At 70.5% G+C, this 15,752-nt stretch carries 15 protein-coding genes; 7 read left to right on the top strand and 8 right to left on the bottom strand.

The genetic code is table 11. From position 1 onward, the window contains the following. Positions 1–296 precede the first annotated feature (296 nt). Together ACTOWY_RS09710 and ACTOWY_RS09705 are read right to left on the bottom strand one after the other, a co-directional pair. On the bottom strand, positions 297–575 hold the full coding sequence (locus ACTOWY_RS09710) for a type II toxin-antitoxin system RelE family toxin (RefSeq protein WP_441309270.1): 279 nt from the start codon (positions 573–575) through the stop codon (positions 297–299). Beyond that, positions 572–892 carry a hypothetical protein gene (locus ACTOWY_RS09705; protein ID WP_441309269.1) on the bottom strand — a complete coding sequence of 107 codons (321 nt, stop codon included), beginning with the start codon at positions 890–892 and terminating at the stop codon, positions 572–574. Before ACTOWY_RS09705 ends, ACTOWY_RS09710 begins: the two co-directional genes overlap by 4 nt. A 1,079-nt stretch (positions 893–1,971) precedes the next feature. Here ACTOWY_RS09705 and ACTOWY_RS09700 point away from each other — a divergent pair. After that, on the top strand, positions 1,972–3,618 hold the full coding sequence (locus tag ACTOWY_RS09700; RefSeq protein WP_441309268.1) for a proprotein convertase P-domain-containing protein: 1,647 nt from the start codon (positions 1,972–1,974) through the stop codon (positions 3,616–3,618). A 37-nt stretch (positions 3,619–3,655) separates the two neighbouring features. On the opposite strand, the gene ACTOWY_RS09695 is transcribed toward ACTOWY_RS09700, so the two are convergent. From ACTOWY_RS09695 to yczE, 3 genes are read right to left on the bottom strand one after another with little or no spacing between them, the layout of a single operon-like run. After that, on the bottom strand, positions 3,656–4,549 hold the full coding sequence (locus ACTOWY_RS09695; protein ID WP_441309267.1) for an XRE family transcriptional regulator: 894 nt from the start codon (positions 4,547–4,549) through the stop codon (positions 3,656–3,658). A gap of 17 nt (positions 4,550–4,566) precedes the next feature. Continuing rightward, positions 4,567–5,415: a hypothetical protein gene (locus tag ACTOWY_RS09690; RefSeq protein ID WP_441309266.1), complete on the bottom strand. Its 849-nt coding sequence runs from the start codon at positions 5,413–5,415 to the stop codon at positions 4,567–4,569. A 36-nt stretch (positions 5,416–5,451) separates the two neighbouring features. Then, entirely contained in the window at positions 5,452–6,099 is a 648-nt protein-coding gene (gene yczE / locus ACTOWY_RS09685) for a membrane protein YczE (protein WP_441309265.1), read from the bottom strand. Positions 6,100–6,161: 62 nt separating this feature from the next. On the opposite strand from yczE, the gene yczR reads away from it, so the two are divergent. Then, a complete protein-coding gene (gene yczR, locus ACTOWY_RS09680) occupies positions 6,162–7,607 on the top strand; it encodes a MocR-like transcription factor YczR (RefSeq protein WP_441309264.1) in 1,446 nt (481 codons plus the stop codon). A gap of 306 nt (positions 7,608–7,913) precedes the next feature. Here the strand turns inward: yczR and ACTOWY_RS09675 are convergent, their stop codons facing one another. Then, positions 7,914–8,777 (bottom strand): hypothetical protein, encoded by an 864-nt coding sequence (locus ACTOWY_RS09675; RefSeq protein WP_441309263.1) that lies wholly within the window; start codon positions 8,775–8,777, stop codon positions 7,914–7,916. 329 nt (positions 8,778–9,106) lie between these two features. Here ACTOWY_RS09675 and ACTOWY_RS09670 point away from each other — a divergent pair, with 329 nt between their 5' ends. Genes ACTOWY_RS09670 through ACTOWY_RS09660 form a run of 3 tightly spaced genes read left to right on the top strand, consistent with a single transcriptional unit; the run spans position 9,107 to position 12,125 of the window. Then, complete coding sequence (locus ACTOWY_RS09670; RefSeq protein ID WP_441309262.1) at positions 9,107–9,631, top strand: RNA polymerase sigma factor; 525 nt, start codon at positions 9,107–9,109, stop codon at positions 9,629–9,631. Beyond that, positions 9,628–10,023, top strand: coding sequence for a hypothetical protein (locus ACTOWY_RS09665; protein ID WP_441309261.1), 396 nt, complete (start codon positions 9,628–9,630; stop codon positions 10,021–10,023). Before ACTOWY_RS09670 ends, ACTOWY_RS09665 begins: the two co-directional genes overlap by 4 nt. Then, positions 10,020–12,125, top strand: a complete 2,106-nt coding sequence (locus tag ACTOWY_RS09660) for a hypothetical protein (protein ID WP_441309260.1) — start codon at positions 10,020–10,022, stop codon at positions 12,123–12,125. The genes ACTOWY_RS09665 and ACTOWY_RS09660 overlap by 4 nt, the downstream gene beginning before the upstream one ends. On the opposite strand, the gene ACTOWY_RS09655 is transcribed toward ACTOWY_RS09660, so the two are convergent. Further along, the gene (locus ACTOWY_RS09655; protein ID WP_441309259.1) at positions 12,062–13,237 is read right to left on the bottom strand and encodes a pyridoxal phosphate-dependent aminotransferase; all 1,176 of its coding nucleotides are present in this window, start codon (positions 13,235–13,237) and stop codon (positions 12,062–12,064) included. The genes ACTOWY_RS09660 and ACTOWY_RS09655 overlap by 64 nt on opposite strands. Positions 13,238–13,282: 45 nt before the next feature. On the opposite strand from ACTOWY_RS09655, the gene ACTOWY_RS09650 reads away from it, so the two are divergent. Together ACTOWY_RS09650 and ACTOWY_RS09645 are read left to right on the top strand one after the other, a co-directional pair. After that, complete coding sequence (locus ACTOWY_RS09650) at positions 13,283–14,542, top strand: DUF445 domain-containing protein (RefSeq protein WP_441309258.1); 1,260 nt, start codon at positions 13,283–13,285, stop codon at positions 14,540–14,542. Positions 14,543–14,559: 17 nt separating this feature from the next. Then, entirely contained in the window at positions 14,560–14,934 is a 375-nt protein-coding gene (locus ACTOWY_RS09645) for a VOC family protein (protein WP_441309257.1), read from the top strand. 83 nt (positions 14,935–15,017) lie between these two features. Here ACTOWY_RS09645 and ACTOWY_RS09640 read toward each other — a convergent pair whose 3' ends face one another. Further along, positions 15,018–15,680: a D-alanyl-D-alanine carboxypeptidase family protein gene (locus ACTOWY_RS09640; RefSeq protein ID WP_441309256.1), complete on the bottom strand. Its 663-nt coding sequence runs from the start codon at positions 15,678–15,680 to the stop codon at positions 15,018–15,020. Positions 15,681–15,752: the final 72 nt, after the last annotated feature.

Here is a 15,752-nt window from a genome sequence, read left to right as displayed (position 1 = left end):
CTGGGGCAGCGGTGACACTCTCAACTCGGGGGTGTCACCGCTGTCACTGTGTCACCGCAGGTGGGCTGAGCTGGGAAAACGGCGGTGACACCCGGCGAAGGTGTCACCGTGTTCGGTAGCGGGCGTCACGTCCCCTCAACGCGGCCGGGCCGGTATCCGTACTGCAATCAGCGTTGGTGCGGTGACACCCCTCCCAGGCCCTGTCACCGGTGTCACCGGTGTCACCGCAGGTAGGTTGAGCTGGGAAAACAGCGGTGACATGTCGGTGACACCTCGGTGACACCGAGGTCGGGGTGTCACCGAGGCCGGTAGGCGTCTCGGCGGTGGGCCACGGTCAGGACCGTGACCACACGGGTGGTGTCGTCGATCGCGTACAGCACCCGGTATTCGCCCCGTCGGGTGCTCCATACCTGGTCATATGGTTCGTCCAGGGGCTTGCCGAGACGGCGCGGGTTGCCCGCGACTGGTCCGGTGATGTGCTCGAACAGCGCGGTGGCGACATCCATGGGCAGCCTGTTCATGCTGCGGCGGGCGCCGGGGGTGAAGGTGACCGTGTAGGGCGTAGCCGCGGTCACCGGTCACCGGAACGGGCGCGCAGGTCCGCCGCGATCTCGTCGGCGGACACTGTTCGGCCGGCGCGCATGTCCTCCATGCTTTCGCGCAGGTCTCGGACCAGGTCGGCATCGGCGAGCACGTCGATCGTTTCGCGGAGGCGGTCCAGCTCGCCGGAGGGGACGACGTCGGCGACGTGTTCGCCGTGTGCGATGACGGCGACGGTTTCACCGCCTTCGGCGCGGCGCACGGCGTCTTCCCAGCGGGCTGCCTGCTGGGCGGCGGCTTGCTGGTAGGTGTGCAGGTCGTCTGCGGAGACGCTGACGGGCTGCTCGCTCACGGGGCCTCCTTCCTGGGTGTGCTGGCGGATGTCACGTCCCCAGGGTAGCCGGGCCGGGGGTGGCGCGGACAGGGCGCTGAGAGCACCGTAGAGCGCCGAACGGGGGAGGGGCGGGTGGGTTAATCGCGGGTTAAGTCGCGGGTTAGATCGGTCGGGCCGGGTTAGATTTCTAACCCGGGGGCTAACTCGACCTTAACCCGCCTTGAACTGCGGAAAGTTAGAAAACTAACTGGGTTAGATCGACCGCTGAACGTGTGTTGATCATGCGTTTTCGGGGGTACGGCGACGGTCCGGGCGAGCTAACTCGGCTGGGAAGGGCGGGAGCCTGACCAGCCGGGCTGGGCGGGGGCTTCCCCTGGTTCCAGCCGGTCTGAGATCGGCTGGAACCAGGGGGGCGGGATGTCATGTCCCCTGGGTGAGTGGCGCGTGAGCCAGCATGCGAGGCGTGAATACTCACTCCCGGGTTCGTGGGGCGCGTTCACGCGGGTTGAGCTGGGCTGAGCCCACCGGAGTGAACGAGTGAACGGGGGCGTGTCGGTGGCCTCGTGAGGGCTGGGACAGGGGGTGTGGTCGGGGCTGGCCTGTTCACTCACTGGCTGCTGGCTGCGGAGGCAGGAAGAGCAGCCCTACTACCCTCGCCCGGGGTAGTAGGGCCAGGGTCTCAGTCCGGGTCTCAGTCCGGGTCCGTCCGAACTGTCTCCGATCGTTGCTACGGTTGCGCTGACCAGCCGAAACGTCCGGGATGGACGATACCGAACGGCCGACCCGAGAACTGAAAAGCGGTAGGTCGGCGGTTCGACCCCGCCCCTGGCCACCGAAATGGGATCCCCCTGCTCATCCCCCGAGCTGGGGGATTTCGCTTTTTTCGGTGGCATCCGACCCGGGGGGCCGAGCCCCCCGGACCCCCACGTTGCGGTCGGCTCTGAACCAGCGTGGTTGCGTGGGTAGCGGTGTGTTGTGGGGTTGTCCACAGGTTGTCCACAGGTGTTAACGCTTAACTGGGGTTGGTTAACTGTTAACCCTGACGTTCGTTGGTGGTTGCGTTCTAGCTTTGGGTTCCCTGCTTTGGAAGGAACCTGATGAAGGCGTTTATCCCTGCGGTATTACTTTCGTTGGTATTTCCTGCTAGTGCTTCTGCTGATCCTGGTGATGTTGTTGGGAAGTGGATTGATCCGGGTGGCGGTCAGCTAGTTGTGTCTGTTTACGGAGAGGGTGCTGCTGAGCAGGTTCGGCAAAGTGGCTCTCGGGTTCAAGTTGTTTCTCGCAGTCGGGCTGAGCTTGATGGGATTGTTCGGCGAGTTGGTTCGGTTGCTGCGGGGCCGACTGGGGTTACCTCTTGGGGGATTGATCCGGTTAGTGCGCAGGTGGTGGTTCGGACTGTGGCTACGGCTAGTGCTGATGTGGTGGCGCGGATTCGGGGGTTTGGCGAGGCTGTGCGGGTAGTGGTCGATGCTTCGGCACCAGTTCAGCAGGCTGGGGAGGTTCGGACGGGGAACCCGTGGTGGCCGGGGAGCGAAAGCAACTGCTCTGTTGGCTTCGGGGCCACTGATTCTGCTGGGGGGAAGCACTTTTTGACTGCCGGGCACTGCACTAATGATGTTGGTCAGGCTGCTTATGGTCAGTCTGGGCAGCAGAATCGGGTTGGTACGTCGAACGTTGGTGGGTCCCGTAGCGTTAATGCGCGGGAAGGGGATATGGGGGTTGTTGCGGTCACGGAGGCTGGGTGGGGTCTGTCGCCTTCGGTGAATACTTGGGGTGGTGCTGCCGTTACTGTTTCGGGTTTTGTGGAGCCTGTGGTGGGGCAGAGTACTTGTCACTCGGGGAATACTTCTAAGTGGCAGTGTGGGCGGGTTACTGCGGTTAATCAGACTATTAACTATGGGAACGTGGTTGTTGAGGGGTTGGCCACGACCACTGCCTGCTCTAAGGGAGGCGACTCTGGTGGGGGGTGGCTGGTTGGGGACAAGGCTGTGGGGTTGCACTCGGGTGGGCAGTCGTCTTGTGAGCCGGGTGGGGCGGACAACCAGTCGATCTTTCAGCCGGTGGGGGAGGCGTTGAAGAAGTGGGGGCTGACGTTGGTGACCGGGGATCCGGGTGGGGACACCGAGGCGCCTTCGGTACCGGGGAACCTGCGGGCTACCGGGGTCACTGCTGCTTCGGTGGCGTTGGGGTGGGATGCGGCTACTGACAACGTTGGGGTGACTGGGTACGACGTGTACCGGGGGGAGGAGGTTGTGGCCAGTGCTGAGGGGACTTCGGCGACTGTTTCCGGGTTGGCGGCTGATACGGAGTACTCGTTTGTGGTGCGGGCCCGGGATGCCGCGGGGAACCGGTCTGGGGCCAGTGCGGTGATTACGGCTCGTACCGCGAAGGGGGATGCGGGGGCCCGGACCTTCAGTAACGGCAACGCTTTTGCGATTTGGGACTTCGCGGTGGCGGTGAGTCCGGTGCGGTCCACTGCTTCGGGGAGTGCGGTTGTACCGGTGACTGTGGTGGTGGATGCGGTGCACAGCTGCCAGGAGGATCTGAACATCAATCTGGTGGGGCCTTCTGGGCGGTACTACTCGTTGCAGCGGGCTGGGGGGTTTGAGTGCCATGCGTTCCCCGGGAGCCGGACCTTTACGGTGCGGACCGGTGAGCAGGCTGGGGGGAACTGGACGTTGCGGGTTGGGGACAACGGGCCCGGGGATGTGGGCACGTTGAAGAGTTGGTCTGTGACTGTGTGAGGTTGGTGGGGCGTTCCGGTTGGGGCGCCCCACTTTTTTATGGCCAGGTCCAATGGAAGCCGTAGGTTCCTGGGCCGAAGTCTGTTGCCACGCCGTGGATTGAGGCGAGTTCGTCCAGGTGGACTTGTTCGGTGTGGTGGGTGGTTTTGGTGGTGGTGTGGCGGGTGATGGTGGCTGGGGGGCAGGTGGGGTGGAAGCGGATCTCCAGCACGTATTCGCGTACTGGGAGGCGGAATTTGCGTTCGTAGTTGGTGGCGGTGGGGTGCGGGGCGTGGTTGGTCAGTTCGTGTTCGGTGATGATGGTTTCGTTGCGGTGTAAGGGTTTGGGGAAGAGGAGTTCGGCTGCGAGTAGGCCGGTGCCGGGGTTGGTGGTTTGTCTGCCCAGGGTGCAGTGGCGGAGGGGTTTTACTTCGGGGAGGGGATGATTGTGTTCGTCCAGGTGGAGGATGACTACCCAGCGGTCTGGGCCGTCGGCGTTGGCTTTGAGGACCTGGCGGGAGACGAAGGAGAGTTCCTCGCGGTCGGGGCCGATGTGGATGGTGTCGTGCTGGCTCAAGCGGGTCAGGCGGGCGTCCCAGGTGGTGTCTATTTCGCTGACCGCTTGTTCGACCTCGGTTGGGGCCGGCCAGAAGGCGCCGATCTCGGGGAGTTCGGGGACTCGGTGCAGGCCGCGGGGGCGTGGCGGGCCGAGCAGGGCGGTCAGGGCTCCTGGCGGGACGGCCAGGACCTCTTCCAGGTGGTGCAGGGCGGTCAGGGACTCGTGGCGTTCTGGGCGGCTGCGGCCGGACTGCCAGTAGCTCAGGGTGGCCGCGGAGATGGTGACGCCCCTGGTGCGCAGGTGTTCGCGGATGCGGTGCAGGCCAAGGCCGCGGCGGGCGATGGCCGCGCGCAGGGCGGTGGCGAACGGGTCCGGGGTCGGCTCCGGCGGCATGGTCGGAGGGTAGGACCTCAGAAGCGGGGGAACCAGTCGTCGTCGAAATGCACCACGACCAGGCTCTGGTCGTCGTGGCGCTTCGGACGTGGCCACTTGCGGCCGTCCGGATCGGACTCCTCGGCCTTGCGCACCGCGTCCAGCACCGTGTGCAGGCCGTCCTGCACCGCCTGGTCGTAAAGCGCGGTCCAGTCGGTGAACACGCCGTAGTCCTGCACCCCGCAGGACACGCCGTCGCTGGCCATCACCACCGCCTGCACCTGATCCCGCATCCAGTGCGCGCGCATCGCCTGCTTGGCCGCCACCGGATCGGCCTCGGCCACCCAGAAACCGCCCTCGCGGTTGCGCCACTGGCCCACCTCGGTGGCCGATTCGCGCAGCGCGTCCAGGTGCGCGCCGGAGAAGCCCGCGCCGTCGCGGAGCTGTTCGCGGTAGCCGGTGCGCCGGGGCACGGACAGGTTCGCCAGCCGGGTGTCGTTGAGCACGTGCACATCGCCCACGGTGAAGGCCACCACCGGGCTGTCCGCCAGCACCAGGGCGTCCACCCGCTCCTCGTCCCAGCGCAGCAGGGCCACCGTGCTGGAGGGCGCCTTGCCGGGTTCCAGGTCGTGGTCGGTGGCCACCTGGCTGATGCAGGCGGCCAGCAGTTCGACCAGGTCGATGTCGGGCTGGGCGGTGAGTTGCCTGCGCAGCCGGTCGCCGAGCCGCTCGGCGTACCAGCCGCCGGTGTGCCGTCCCGGCTCCAGCCGGGTCGCGCCGTCCAGGAGGACCACCGCGTTCGGCAGGACCACGATGCGGTCCTCGCTCTCGGCGAAACCGCCGGTGAGGTGGACCCCTGCCCGTTCCGCCATCTCGATCGCAGGCACGATCGGGACAGTAATGCGAAAACCCGGGAAAGCCTGCTACTGGGCCGTTTTCCACTCAGCCGGAGTACGCAGTGCCACGAACGGCACAAAGAACTGGGCAAGTGGCCCAATGGTGATCGCGTACAGCAGGGTGCCGATGCCGATCGTGCCGCCCAGGAAGAAGCCCAGCACCAATACTGCGATCTCGATCCCGGTGCGCACCAGGCGGATTGACCAGCCGGTCCGCGCGCACAGGCCGGTCATCAGTCCATCGCGTGGGCCGGGGCCGAGGCGGGCGCCGATGTAGGCGGCGGTGGCCAGGCCGTTGAGCACGATCGCGGCCACCAGGAAGATCCCGCGCAGCCACCAGGAACCGGCCGCGGGCAGCAGGAACAGGGTGGCGTCCACCGCGACCGCGATCAGCACCACGTTGGCCACCGTGCCAATGCCCGGCCGCTGCCGCAGCGGGATCCAGCCCAGCAGCACGATCACCCCGGTGATCGCGGTGATGGTGCCGAAACTGAGCGGGATGTGCCGGGTCAGGCCCTCGTGCAGCACGTCCCACGGGTCAAGGCCGAGTCCGGACCTGATCATCAGCGCCATGCTCGCGCCGTAGAGCAGCAGCCCGGCCAGCAGCTGGGTGAGCCGCCGGAGCGGCCGCAAGCGGACCGGGAGCGGGTGCAGGGGGACTGTCGGGGACGCCATGCCGCCATCCTGTGCGGGGATTGGCCTTTACTTCGAGGGCCAAAGTGGAAAAATTGGCCCACATGAGCCAGGCATTGCCCGCCGGTGGCCGGATCTCCGCGCCGCACCTCGCCGATCTACTCGGCTGCTGGCGCAACGGTCCGCACCGCGCCCAGTCCGCCGATCTGGCCGCCGCACTGCGGTTGCTGGTGCTGGAGGGACGACTGCCGGTGGGCACCCGGCTGCCCGCGGAACGCGAACTGGCCCAGGCGCTCGACCTCAGCCGCACCACGGTCACCGCGATGCTGGACCGGCTGCGTGAACAGGAGCTGATCGCCAGCCGCCGGGGCGCGGGCTCCTGGATCACCCTGCCCGGCAGGCCGGTGGCGCGGGAGGGGTTCAGCCCGCTGCCGGAGGCCGAGGCGATCAACCTGGCCCAGGCCACCCCGGCCGCGCCAGCCGAGCTGGCCGCCGCGGTGGACGCGGCCCGGCTGCGGCTGCCCGAGTACCTGAGCGGACCCGGGTACGCGCCGATGGGCCTGTTGCCGCTGCGCGAACGCATCGCCGAGCGCTACACCCGGCGCGGCCTGCCCACCGGCCCGGACCAGGTCATGATCACCAGCGGCGCGCAGCACGCGCTCGCGCTGACCCTGCGGCTGCTGGTCATGCCGGGACAGCGGGTGCTGGTGGAGAACCCGACCTATCCCAACGCGGTGGACGCCATCCGGGCCGCGCACGCCCAGCCGGTGCCGGTCGCGCTGGCCCCGGACGGCTGGGACCTGCCCGGCATCGAGGCCACCCTGCGCCAGGGCGCGCCCCGGCTGGCCTACCTGATGCCGGACTTCCAGAACCCGACCGGTCTGCGGCTGGATGCCGAGGGCCGGGCGCAGCTGGCCGCCACGTTGCGCCGGACCCGGACGCTGGCGCTGGTCGATGAGACTCTGGCCGAGCTGGACCTGGACGGCGATCCGCTGGACGGGCCGCCGCCGCTGGCCGCCTTCGCCGAGCAGCAGGTGATCACCGCGGGTTCGGCCTCGAAAATGCTCTGGGGCGGGCTGCGCCTGGGCTGGCTGCGGGCGCCGGTCGAACTGGCCCAGCAACTCGCCGGGGTGCGGGCCTCGATCGACCTCGGCTCCTCGGTGCTGGACCAGCTGGTGCTGACCGAGCTGCTCACCGATCCGGAACCACTGCTGGCCCGCCGCCGCGCCCAGTTCGCCGCGGCCAGGGACACCATGATCGCCGCGCTGAGTGAGCAGCTGCCCGCCTGGCGGATCCGTCGTCCCGGCGGCGGGCTGAGCCTGTGGTGCGGGCTGGACGGGCCGATCAGCACCCGGCTGGCCGCCGCCGCGGTCAACCACGGACTGCACCTGGTGCCGGGCTCCCGCTTCGGCGTGCACGGCGGGCTGGAGCGGTGGCTGCGGCTGTCCTTCGCCCAGGACCCGGCGGTGCTGACCGAGGCGGTGCACCGGCTGACCCGGGCCGCTGCCACCCTCACCGGGACCGGCGCTGACCTGGTCGCAGTGACCTGACCTGGACAAATAAGGAGCCCCGGTACCGCGGGGGCAACGCGGTACCGGGGCTGCGCACCCAACACGGCCGGGCGCGGTCGGCCGGTTGGGAGATCAGGGGCGTGCTCACAGGACGCTGGCCGGCTCGGTCGGCGTTGCTCGGAAAGTCCGGCAACCGCGGCGACGAATGGCCGATCACTGGATCACGCGGGAGGTTGTTCCTGCTCAACGCAGGTGCGGCGGAAAAGCCGCGCCGGGAATGCCGCTCGGATGGCGCAAGCCGTCACAGGCCGTGCACGCACACCGATGGCGTAAGACCGACCTCGGTCAGTCGGGCGAGGTGGGCGGCAGACCCGGGGTGTTGTGCGGCGAACCCGCGGTGCGCGGGCGCTCGACGGTCACCAGGCTCGGCTTGGGCAGTTGCGGCAGCGGAGCGGTGATCAGCGCGGTGGCGCCACGGGCACCACCGTTGTCCGAGGCCGTGCCGCCCAGCGAGGCCGAGGACGGCGCGTGCGGGGTCGGCTGGCGATGATCCGGACCGGTGGGCAGATCCGGGAAGTCCTGGTGTTCGGCCCGATCGGCGCTCGGCTGCGGCACGATCTTGCCGATGGCCTGCCGCACCGTGGTCACGGTGCGGGCGGCGACGGTGGGCGCCGGTTCGGCCGGAGGCGCTGCCACTTCGGGTTCGGTCACCGGTGGCGGCGCGGGCAGTTCGGCCGCCGGCGGCGGGACCGGTTTTGGCTGGCGGAACGCGCTGGCCGTGCCCTCGGTGGACTTCGGCGTGCGGATCGTCCTGGTCGGCGCCGGGGTCTCGCCCTCGTCCTCGGACAGCGGCTGGACCTCGGCGGAGCCGGTGGTGGCCAGGCTGCCGCCCTTGGCGTCCAGGCCATCGTCCTCGGCGGCCAGTGTGGTCAGCGCGGCGGACGGGCGGCCCAGTTTGGCATTGAGCCGTTCGGTGATGCGTGCGCCGAGGCCACCGGCCCGCGCGACGGCATCCGTCCTGGCCGGCTCCTGGAACTCCGAATCGGTCGACGGGCTCAGAACGTCTACGCGGGCCGGTGACTCGTCGGCATTGGCGGCGACAGCTCCGGCCAGCCAGGCGGCCGCAGCCAGGCCGCCGGCAATGGCCAGCCGGACGGCAGCGGGGCGCAGCCTCTCTCCCCAGCTGCGCACCGCCCCGGCGCTGGTCACCGTCACCACCACCTACCGATCACCGGACGACTGAACGAAAGACATGTGCGTCAACCATGGTTGGCCCGATTGGCGGGATGCGCGAGCGTACTGGCGGGTTTCCACCCGGAGGTGGGTCGTGTTGCTCCGGACGTGCGCGAAACGATCACCCTGCGTCGATAATTCCAGGTGGGGAAGCGGTTTCCTCGGCTGGTGAACGGGGGCGAGGTCACACTCGGCGAGGGTCGGTCAGGCGGGTGAGCGTTGTCACGCCTTCGGGCGGCTGACGGATCCGCCGCAGGTCCAGCCGCTTCCAACTGCCGACGGGTCGCCGAGGCAGGGGAGCGCAGATGGACGAGGAATGGCAACGGCTGGTCGGCCGCTACGCGCGGCTGGTGTGGGCGGTGGCCCGCTCGCACCGGCTCACCGACCAGGAGGCGGCTGACGTCAGCCAGACCACTTGGCTGAGGCTGGCCGAACGCCGGGGCGAGCTGAAACTCCCGCACCGGGTGCAGGCCTGGCTGGTCACCACCGCCCGCCGGGAATCCCTGCGCGCACTGGCCGCCCGCAGGCGCGAGCGCTGCCTGGACCTGGAGACCCTGGGCCGGGTCGCGCACCTGGACCGCTTCCGCGCACCGGACCCAGCGGACCTGGTCATCCAGGGCGATCGGGCGGGCAGGCTGTGGCGGGCCTTCGCCCGGATGCCGTTGCGGTGCAGGCAGTTGCTGTGGATCGCGGCCTACGCGCCGGACCTCAGCTACGTCCGGGTCGGCGAGTTGCTGGGCATGCCGGTCGGTAGCATCGGCCCCACCAGGGGCAGGTGCCTGGCCGCGTTGCGCAGGCGGCTGGTTGGCGAACTGGGGGCGGCGGGATGACCGACGAGGAGCTGTTCGCGGAGCTGACCGAGGTCGTGGCGAGCACGGATCCGTTGCCGCCGCCGGTGCTGGCCGCGGCTGCCGAGGCAGGCGCGGTGACCGCGCCGCGCGGGATCCGGCTGCACGAGGTCGATCCCGCGCCGGGCATGCGCGGCGACGACCTGATCATGTTGCGCGCCTACGGCGTCACGGTCCGGGTGGAACTGGGCGAGGCGGTGACCGGCGTGGTCACCGGAACAGGTGGCGTGGTCGAGCTGCGCACCCCGGCTGGTTCCTGGTTCGCCGAGATCGACCCGGCTGGCCGGTTCAGCGTCGAGGGGCTGCCGAGGGGGCCGGTGAGCCTGCGGGTGCACGGTGACGCGCTGCTGGTCGGGGAGTGGATGACGTGGTGAGCCTGGTTGATCGAGCCGCCGCGGAACCGGCAGCGGTCCTGCGCGAGGCGGTGGCCGCGCTGGCGAGTGCCAGGGGCGCGGAGCGGGTGGCGGCGCGACTGGCGGCCTGCCTGGCCCACGTTGAACTGGGCGAACCAGCCCCGGCGGCCCGGCATGCCCGACTGGCCCTGGCCGCGGCGGAACGGGCTGGGCTGAGTGGATTGGCGGGGTCGGTGCGGCTGGTCAGGGCCTGGCTCGCGGTGGACCGGGGACGGCCGCGGGCGGCACTGGCCGAGCTGGACCGGGCCCGTGGGCTGGCCGGGGTGGAACTGGCGAAGGCCCGGTGCCTGCGTGGCGCGGCGTACTTCGCGTTGCGGGAACCGGCGGCGGCTGAGCTGAACGCCGCGGTGGCCGGGCTGGCGGATGAACCGCGCTGGCTGGCCAACGCGCTGATCGTGCGCGGCGCGGATGCCTGTTACCGAGGACAGGCAGCGCGCGGTCAGGCTGATTTCGCTGCTGCGGAAGGGATTCTGGCGGGGCTCGGGATGCGTGAGCGGGCCGCGGTGTGCGTGCACAACCAGGGGTTCGCGGCCTTGCGGAGCGGGGATTCCGTTGCGGCGCTGCGGTTGTTCGACGCGGCGGAGCGGGCGGGGGCGGATCCGTTGCGGCATCCGGAGATGCTGCTGGACCGGGCGGAGGCGCTGGGGCCGGAGGAGGCGGCGCCGGTGTTGCGGCGGGCGATCGTGCTGCTCCGGGCGGCGGGGAAGGAGCGGAAGCTGGCCGAGGCGATGGTGGCGCTGGCGCGGTGTTCGTTGCGGGGCAAGGAGTTTGGCGCGGCGGAGGGTGCGGCGCGGGAGGCGGTGGAGTTGTTCCGGCGGCAGCGGCGGCCGGGCTGGGCGGCGCTGGCGAGGGTGCTGGGGCTGTGGGCTGCGATCGAGGGAGAGGGGCGGCGGCCGGGCGCGGCGGCGGTGGGGCCGGCGCTGTTGTGGGCCACGGCTGGTCGGGTAGCGGGGGTGTGTGCTCGGGCCGGGTGGGCAGCCGAGGCGGATGAGTTGCGGCTGGTGGCTGGGCGGGCCGCGGTTCGTGGTGGGCGGGAGGCGTTGGGGCGCAGGCTGTTCGGCCAGGTTCGGGCCGCTGCTCGGTGGCGGGCTCGGGCGGAGCTGGCCCGGGGCGGCGAGGTGCTGGCCGTGTGTCGGCGGGGGTTGCGGTCCGGGTGGGATCAGGAGCTGGCCGAGGTCGGGCTGGGGGCCGCGTTGACCAGCGGGGATGCGGCGACGGTGTTGCGCTGGGCGCGGCGGTGCCGGGGCGATGAGCTGGCCGGGCCCGGCGTGCTGGAGTACTTCGTGCACGAGAACCGGATCTGGGCCGGGTGCCAGGGGCGGGTTCATCGGCTGGGTGAGGTGGCGGAGGTGCGGCGGGAGATGGCCGTGTTGCGGTTGGTTGGTGGGTCGGCCGAGCGGCTGGAGCGGTTGTTGCTGCCGGAATCCGGGACCGGCCCGATTCGGGTGCTCGCGCCGGTGGAGCTGGCCGGGGTGCCGTGGAACGGGCTGCCGTCGCTGGCCGGGCGGGCGGTCTCGGTGCTGCCGCCCGGGTGGCGGCCAGGAGAGGGCGGGGCGGGTGCGCCGTTGTGGGTGGCGGGGCCGGGGTTGCCGGGAGCGGTGGCCGAGGTCCGGGCGTTGCACCGGCGGTTCGGCGGGCGGTTGCTGGCCGGAGCGCAGGCGACCGTGGCGCGGACGGTGCGGGCCGTGGCGGGGGCCGGGTTGGTGCATGTGGCGGCGCACGGGCGGCAGGGCGGGTGGCTGGAGCTGGCCGATGGGCGGGTGCGGGTGGCCGAGTTGCTCGCACGGGCCGCGGGGACGGTGGTGTTGTCGGCCTGTGGGGCCGGGCGGGCGCTGGGCCGGGGGCGCGGGGTGGTGGTGGCGAGTGTGCTGGAGGTCGCCGACTCGGGGACCGGGGCGATGATGCTGGCGTTGCACGAGCGGTTGCGGCGGGAACCCCCGGCGGCCGCGCTGGCCGCGGTGCAGCGGGTGCACGGGCACCGGGGGTTCGTCTGCGTTGGTCAGGCGGTCAGTTTGCCCAGGCGGAGCAGGGCCTCGTCGAGGACCTCGTCCCGCTTGCAGTAGGCGAAACGGACCAGGTGGCGGGCGGTGGCCGGGTCGTCGCAGAAGACCTGGACCGGGATCGCGGCCACGCCGATGCGCTCGGGCAGTTCGCGGCAGAGGGTGGCGCCGTCCTCGAAGCCGAGCGGGCGGACGTCGGTGCAGATGAAGTAGGTGCCCTCGCTGGGCAGGACCTTGAAACCGGCGCCCGCCAGGCCCTCGGCCAGTCGGTCGCGTTTGCGCTGCAGGTCCTGGCGCAGGGATTCCACCCAGGGCAGTTCGTTACGCAGCGCGTGCGCGACCGCGGGCTGGAACGGGGCGCCGCCGACGAAGGTGATGAACTGCTTGGCCGCCCGGACCGCGGCGATCAGCTCCTTCGGGCCGCACACCCAGCCGATCTTCCAGCCGGTGGCGTTGAAGGTCTTGCCGCAGCTGGAGATGGTCAGGGTGCGCTCGGCCATGCCCGGGAAGGTGCCGATGGGGTGGTGCTGCCTGCCGTCGTAGAGCAGGTGCTCGTAGACCTCGTCGGAGATCACCAGGAAGTCGTGCAGCTGGGCCAGTTCGGCGATCTCGGCCAGTTCGGCGTCGGTGAGCACGGTGCCGGTGGGGTTGTGCGGGGTGTTGAGCAGCAGCGCCTTGGTTTTGGGGCCCGCGGCGGCGCGCAGGGCCTCGACGTCCAGGGTGAAGCGGCCGGTGGCCGGGTCGGGGCGCAGCGCGACCGCGCGGCGCACGCCGCCGGCCATGGCCACCGAGGCGGCGTAGGAGTCGTAGTAGGGCTCGATCAGGATGACCTCGTCGCCCGGCTCGACCAGGGCGATCAGGCTGGCCGCGATGGCCTCGGTGGCGCCGACGGTGACCAGGATCTCGGTGTCCTGGTCGAACTGCTGGCCATACTGGCCGGCGCGGTGCTCGGCGATGGCCGCGCGCAGTTCGGGGCGGCCGGGGCCGGGCGGGTACTGGTTGATCCCGTCCGCGATCGCCTGCTGGGCGGCGGCGAGCATCGAGGCGGGGCCGTCGGTGTCCGGGAAGCCCTGACCCAGGTTGACCGCGCCGGTGCGCTGCGCCAACGCCGTCATCTCAGCGAAGATCGTCGAGGTGAACGGCTGGAGCCGGGAGACGAGAGCGGGAATGGTCACATCAGAGATCCTGCAACTTCACCGGGCTGGGCCACAATCGGCGGTGTGGAAACGCTGACACCCGCCGAGATCGTCAAGCGCGCCGAGCTGCGCAAGATGAAGGCCGTGGCCACCTCTTTCCTGCTCGGGGCGGTGGTCATCTACGTCTTCGCGCGCTGGCAGGAGTCGGTGGGCGCGCCTGCCTGGGTGGGCTTCGTCCGGGCCGCGGCCGAGGCGGGCATGGTCGGCGCGCTCGCGGACTGGTTCGCGGTGACCGCGCTGTTCCGGCGGCCGCTGGGCCTGCCGATCCCGCACACCGCGATCATCCCGACCCGCAAGAAGGAGCTGGGCGCCAGCCTCGGCGACTTCGTCGGCGCCAACTTCCTCTCCACCGAGGTGGTCAGGGACAAGCTCAGCCGGGTCGGCGTCGCCGGGCGGCTCGGCCAGTGGCTGGTCGGCCCGGGGCACGCCGAACGGGTCACCGAGGAACTGGCCACCGCGGTGCGCGGCGCGGTCACCGTGCTGCGGGACGAAGACGTGCAGGCGGTGCTGGAACAGGCCGTGGTGCGCAAGCTGGTGGACCGGCCGTGGGGGCCGCCGCTGGGCAGGCTGCTCGGCCAGACCTTCGCCGACGGCGCCCACCACAAGCTGGTCGACCTGCTCTTCGATCGCGCCTACGACTACGTGCTGACCAACGAGGGCACGCTCAAATCGCTGGTCTCCGACCGCGCCCCGTCCTGGTCGCCGAAGTTCGTCGAGGGTCTGGTCGCGGACAAGGTCTACAACGAGCTGCTGGCCTTCGCCTGGGCGGTCAAGACCGAGCAGGCGCACCCGGTGCGGCTGGCGGTGGACAAGTTCCTGGCCGAGTTCGCCGACGACCTGCAGCACGACCCGGACACCATGGCCAAGGCCGAGGCGGTCAAACAGCAGGTGGTGGAGCACCCGGACGTGCAGAACCTGGTCGGCTCGGCCTGGGGCACCGCGAAGAAGATGATCCTGGCCGCCGCCGAGGACCCCTCCAGCGAGTTCCGGGTCCGGGTCCGCGACGGCCTGCGCACGCTGGGCGGCAAGCTCGGCGCCGAGCCGGAGCTGCGGGCCAAGGTGGACGGCTGGCTGGAGGGCGCCGCGGTCTACCTGGTCACCAACTACCAGGCCGAGATCGTCACGCTGATCACCGACACGGTGGACCGCTGGGACGGCGAGCAGACCGCGCGCAAGGTGGAACTCCAGGTCGGCAGGGACCTGCAGTTCATCCGGATCAACGGCACCGTGGTGGGCGCGCTGGCCGGACTGGGTATCCACACTGTGTCCCAGTTGCTGTTCTAGGAGAGGTGAACAGGGAGATGGCTTCCGGCGTCCGTATCGAACTGACCGCGATCGACTGCCCGAATCCGCGTGAGCTGGCCGAGTTCTACGGCAGGCTGCTCGGCTGGCAGACCATCAAGGGCCGGGAGGACTTCCTGGCCCTCTACGACGACGACGGGGTGGCCCAGCTCGGCTTCCAGCGCGTCCAGGACTACCAGCCGCCGACCTGGCCGGAGGGCCCGCGCCCGCAGATGTTGCACCTGGACCTGCGGGTGGCGGACCTGGACGCCGAGCACGAGCGCACGCTGGCCTGCGGGGCGGTGGCCCTCGGCGAGGTGCAGGGCACGACCAAGGAGGGCTTCCGGGTCTACGCCGACCCGGCAGGGCACCCGTTCTGCCTGATCGTGGACTGAGCGCGGCGGACCGCCCGGACGCAGGGTCCGGGCGGTCCAGCCATGCCGCGGGCATGTCGGGGGGCGAACACACCGACGGCAGCTCACGGGTGCGGCAACAGCTCCGGGCAGCCCTGCGTCTTGTACCTGGCGTCGAACTCGAAGTGCCAGGGCTCGTTGGCGTAGCGGCGGCACCAGCCGAACTCGCCCTTGGTCCGCTCCAGCCATGCTGCCGAGGGACGGGGCTGCACGTCCACCGCCAGCCCCTGCACGTGCAGGGATTTGCCGGGCGGCAGCACGAACTGGCGGGCCTTGGCCGCACTGCCGTGCAAGGCCACCGCGGCGTCGAACTCGGCCTGCTGGGCCGCGGCGCTGCGCTTGCCGTCGTGCACGCACAGGGTGAGACCGGCCTCCCAGGCCACCTGCCGGACGTGCTTCCAGGCCGCCTCGGCGGCGTCCTTGAGCCCGTCCACCTTTTTGTCGAAGTAGCTCGGGTCCACCGCGCAGACCGGCTTGCCGTTCTTGTCCAGCTGGGGCTCGGGCTGCGGACCGGGGGTGCTCGGCGGGCGGGCCGGGTTGGTCGGCACCGCCACCACCTCCACCGAGGTCTGCGCTGGCGGGCTGGTGCGGCTGGTGGTCGGGCTCGCCGCGGCGTCCAGACCGGCCCACTCGGCCGCGTTCTGCCACACCCCGGTGGTGCCCAGCACGCCGATCAGCGCCCCGGTCAGGCCGATCGCCAGGGTCAGGCCGATGATCTTCCGTCGCACGCGCGACCTCCTCTCTGCCGCTGATACGCGGGCAGCCGGGTGGCGGGTTGCACGTTGACCCGAATGTCCTAT

The sequence above is a fragment of the Crossiella sp. CA198 genome (assembly GCF_052078295.1).
Taxonomy (GTDB): domain Bacteria; phylum Actinomycetota; class Actinomycetes; order Mycobacteriales; family Pseudonocardiaceae; genus Crossiella.
Note: the sequence above shows the minus strand (reverse complement) of the source record. Positions and strands in the feature narration are given on the sequence as shown.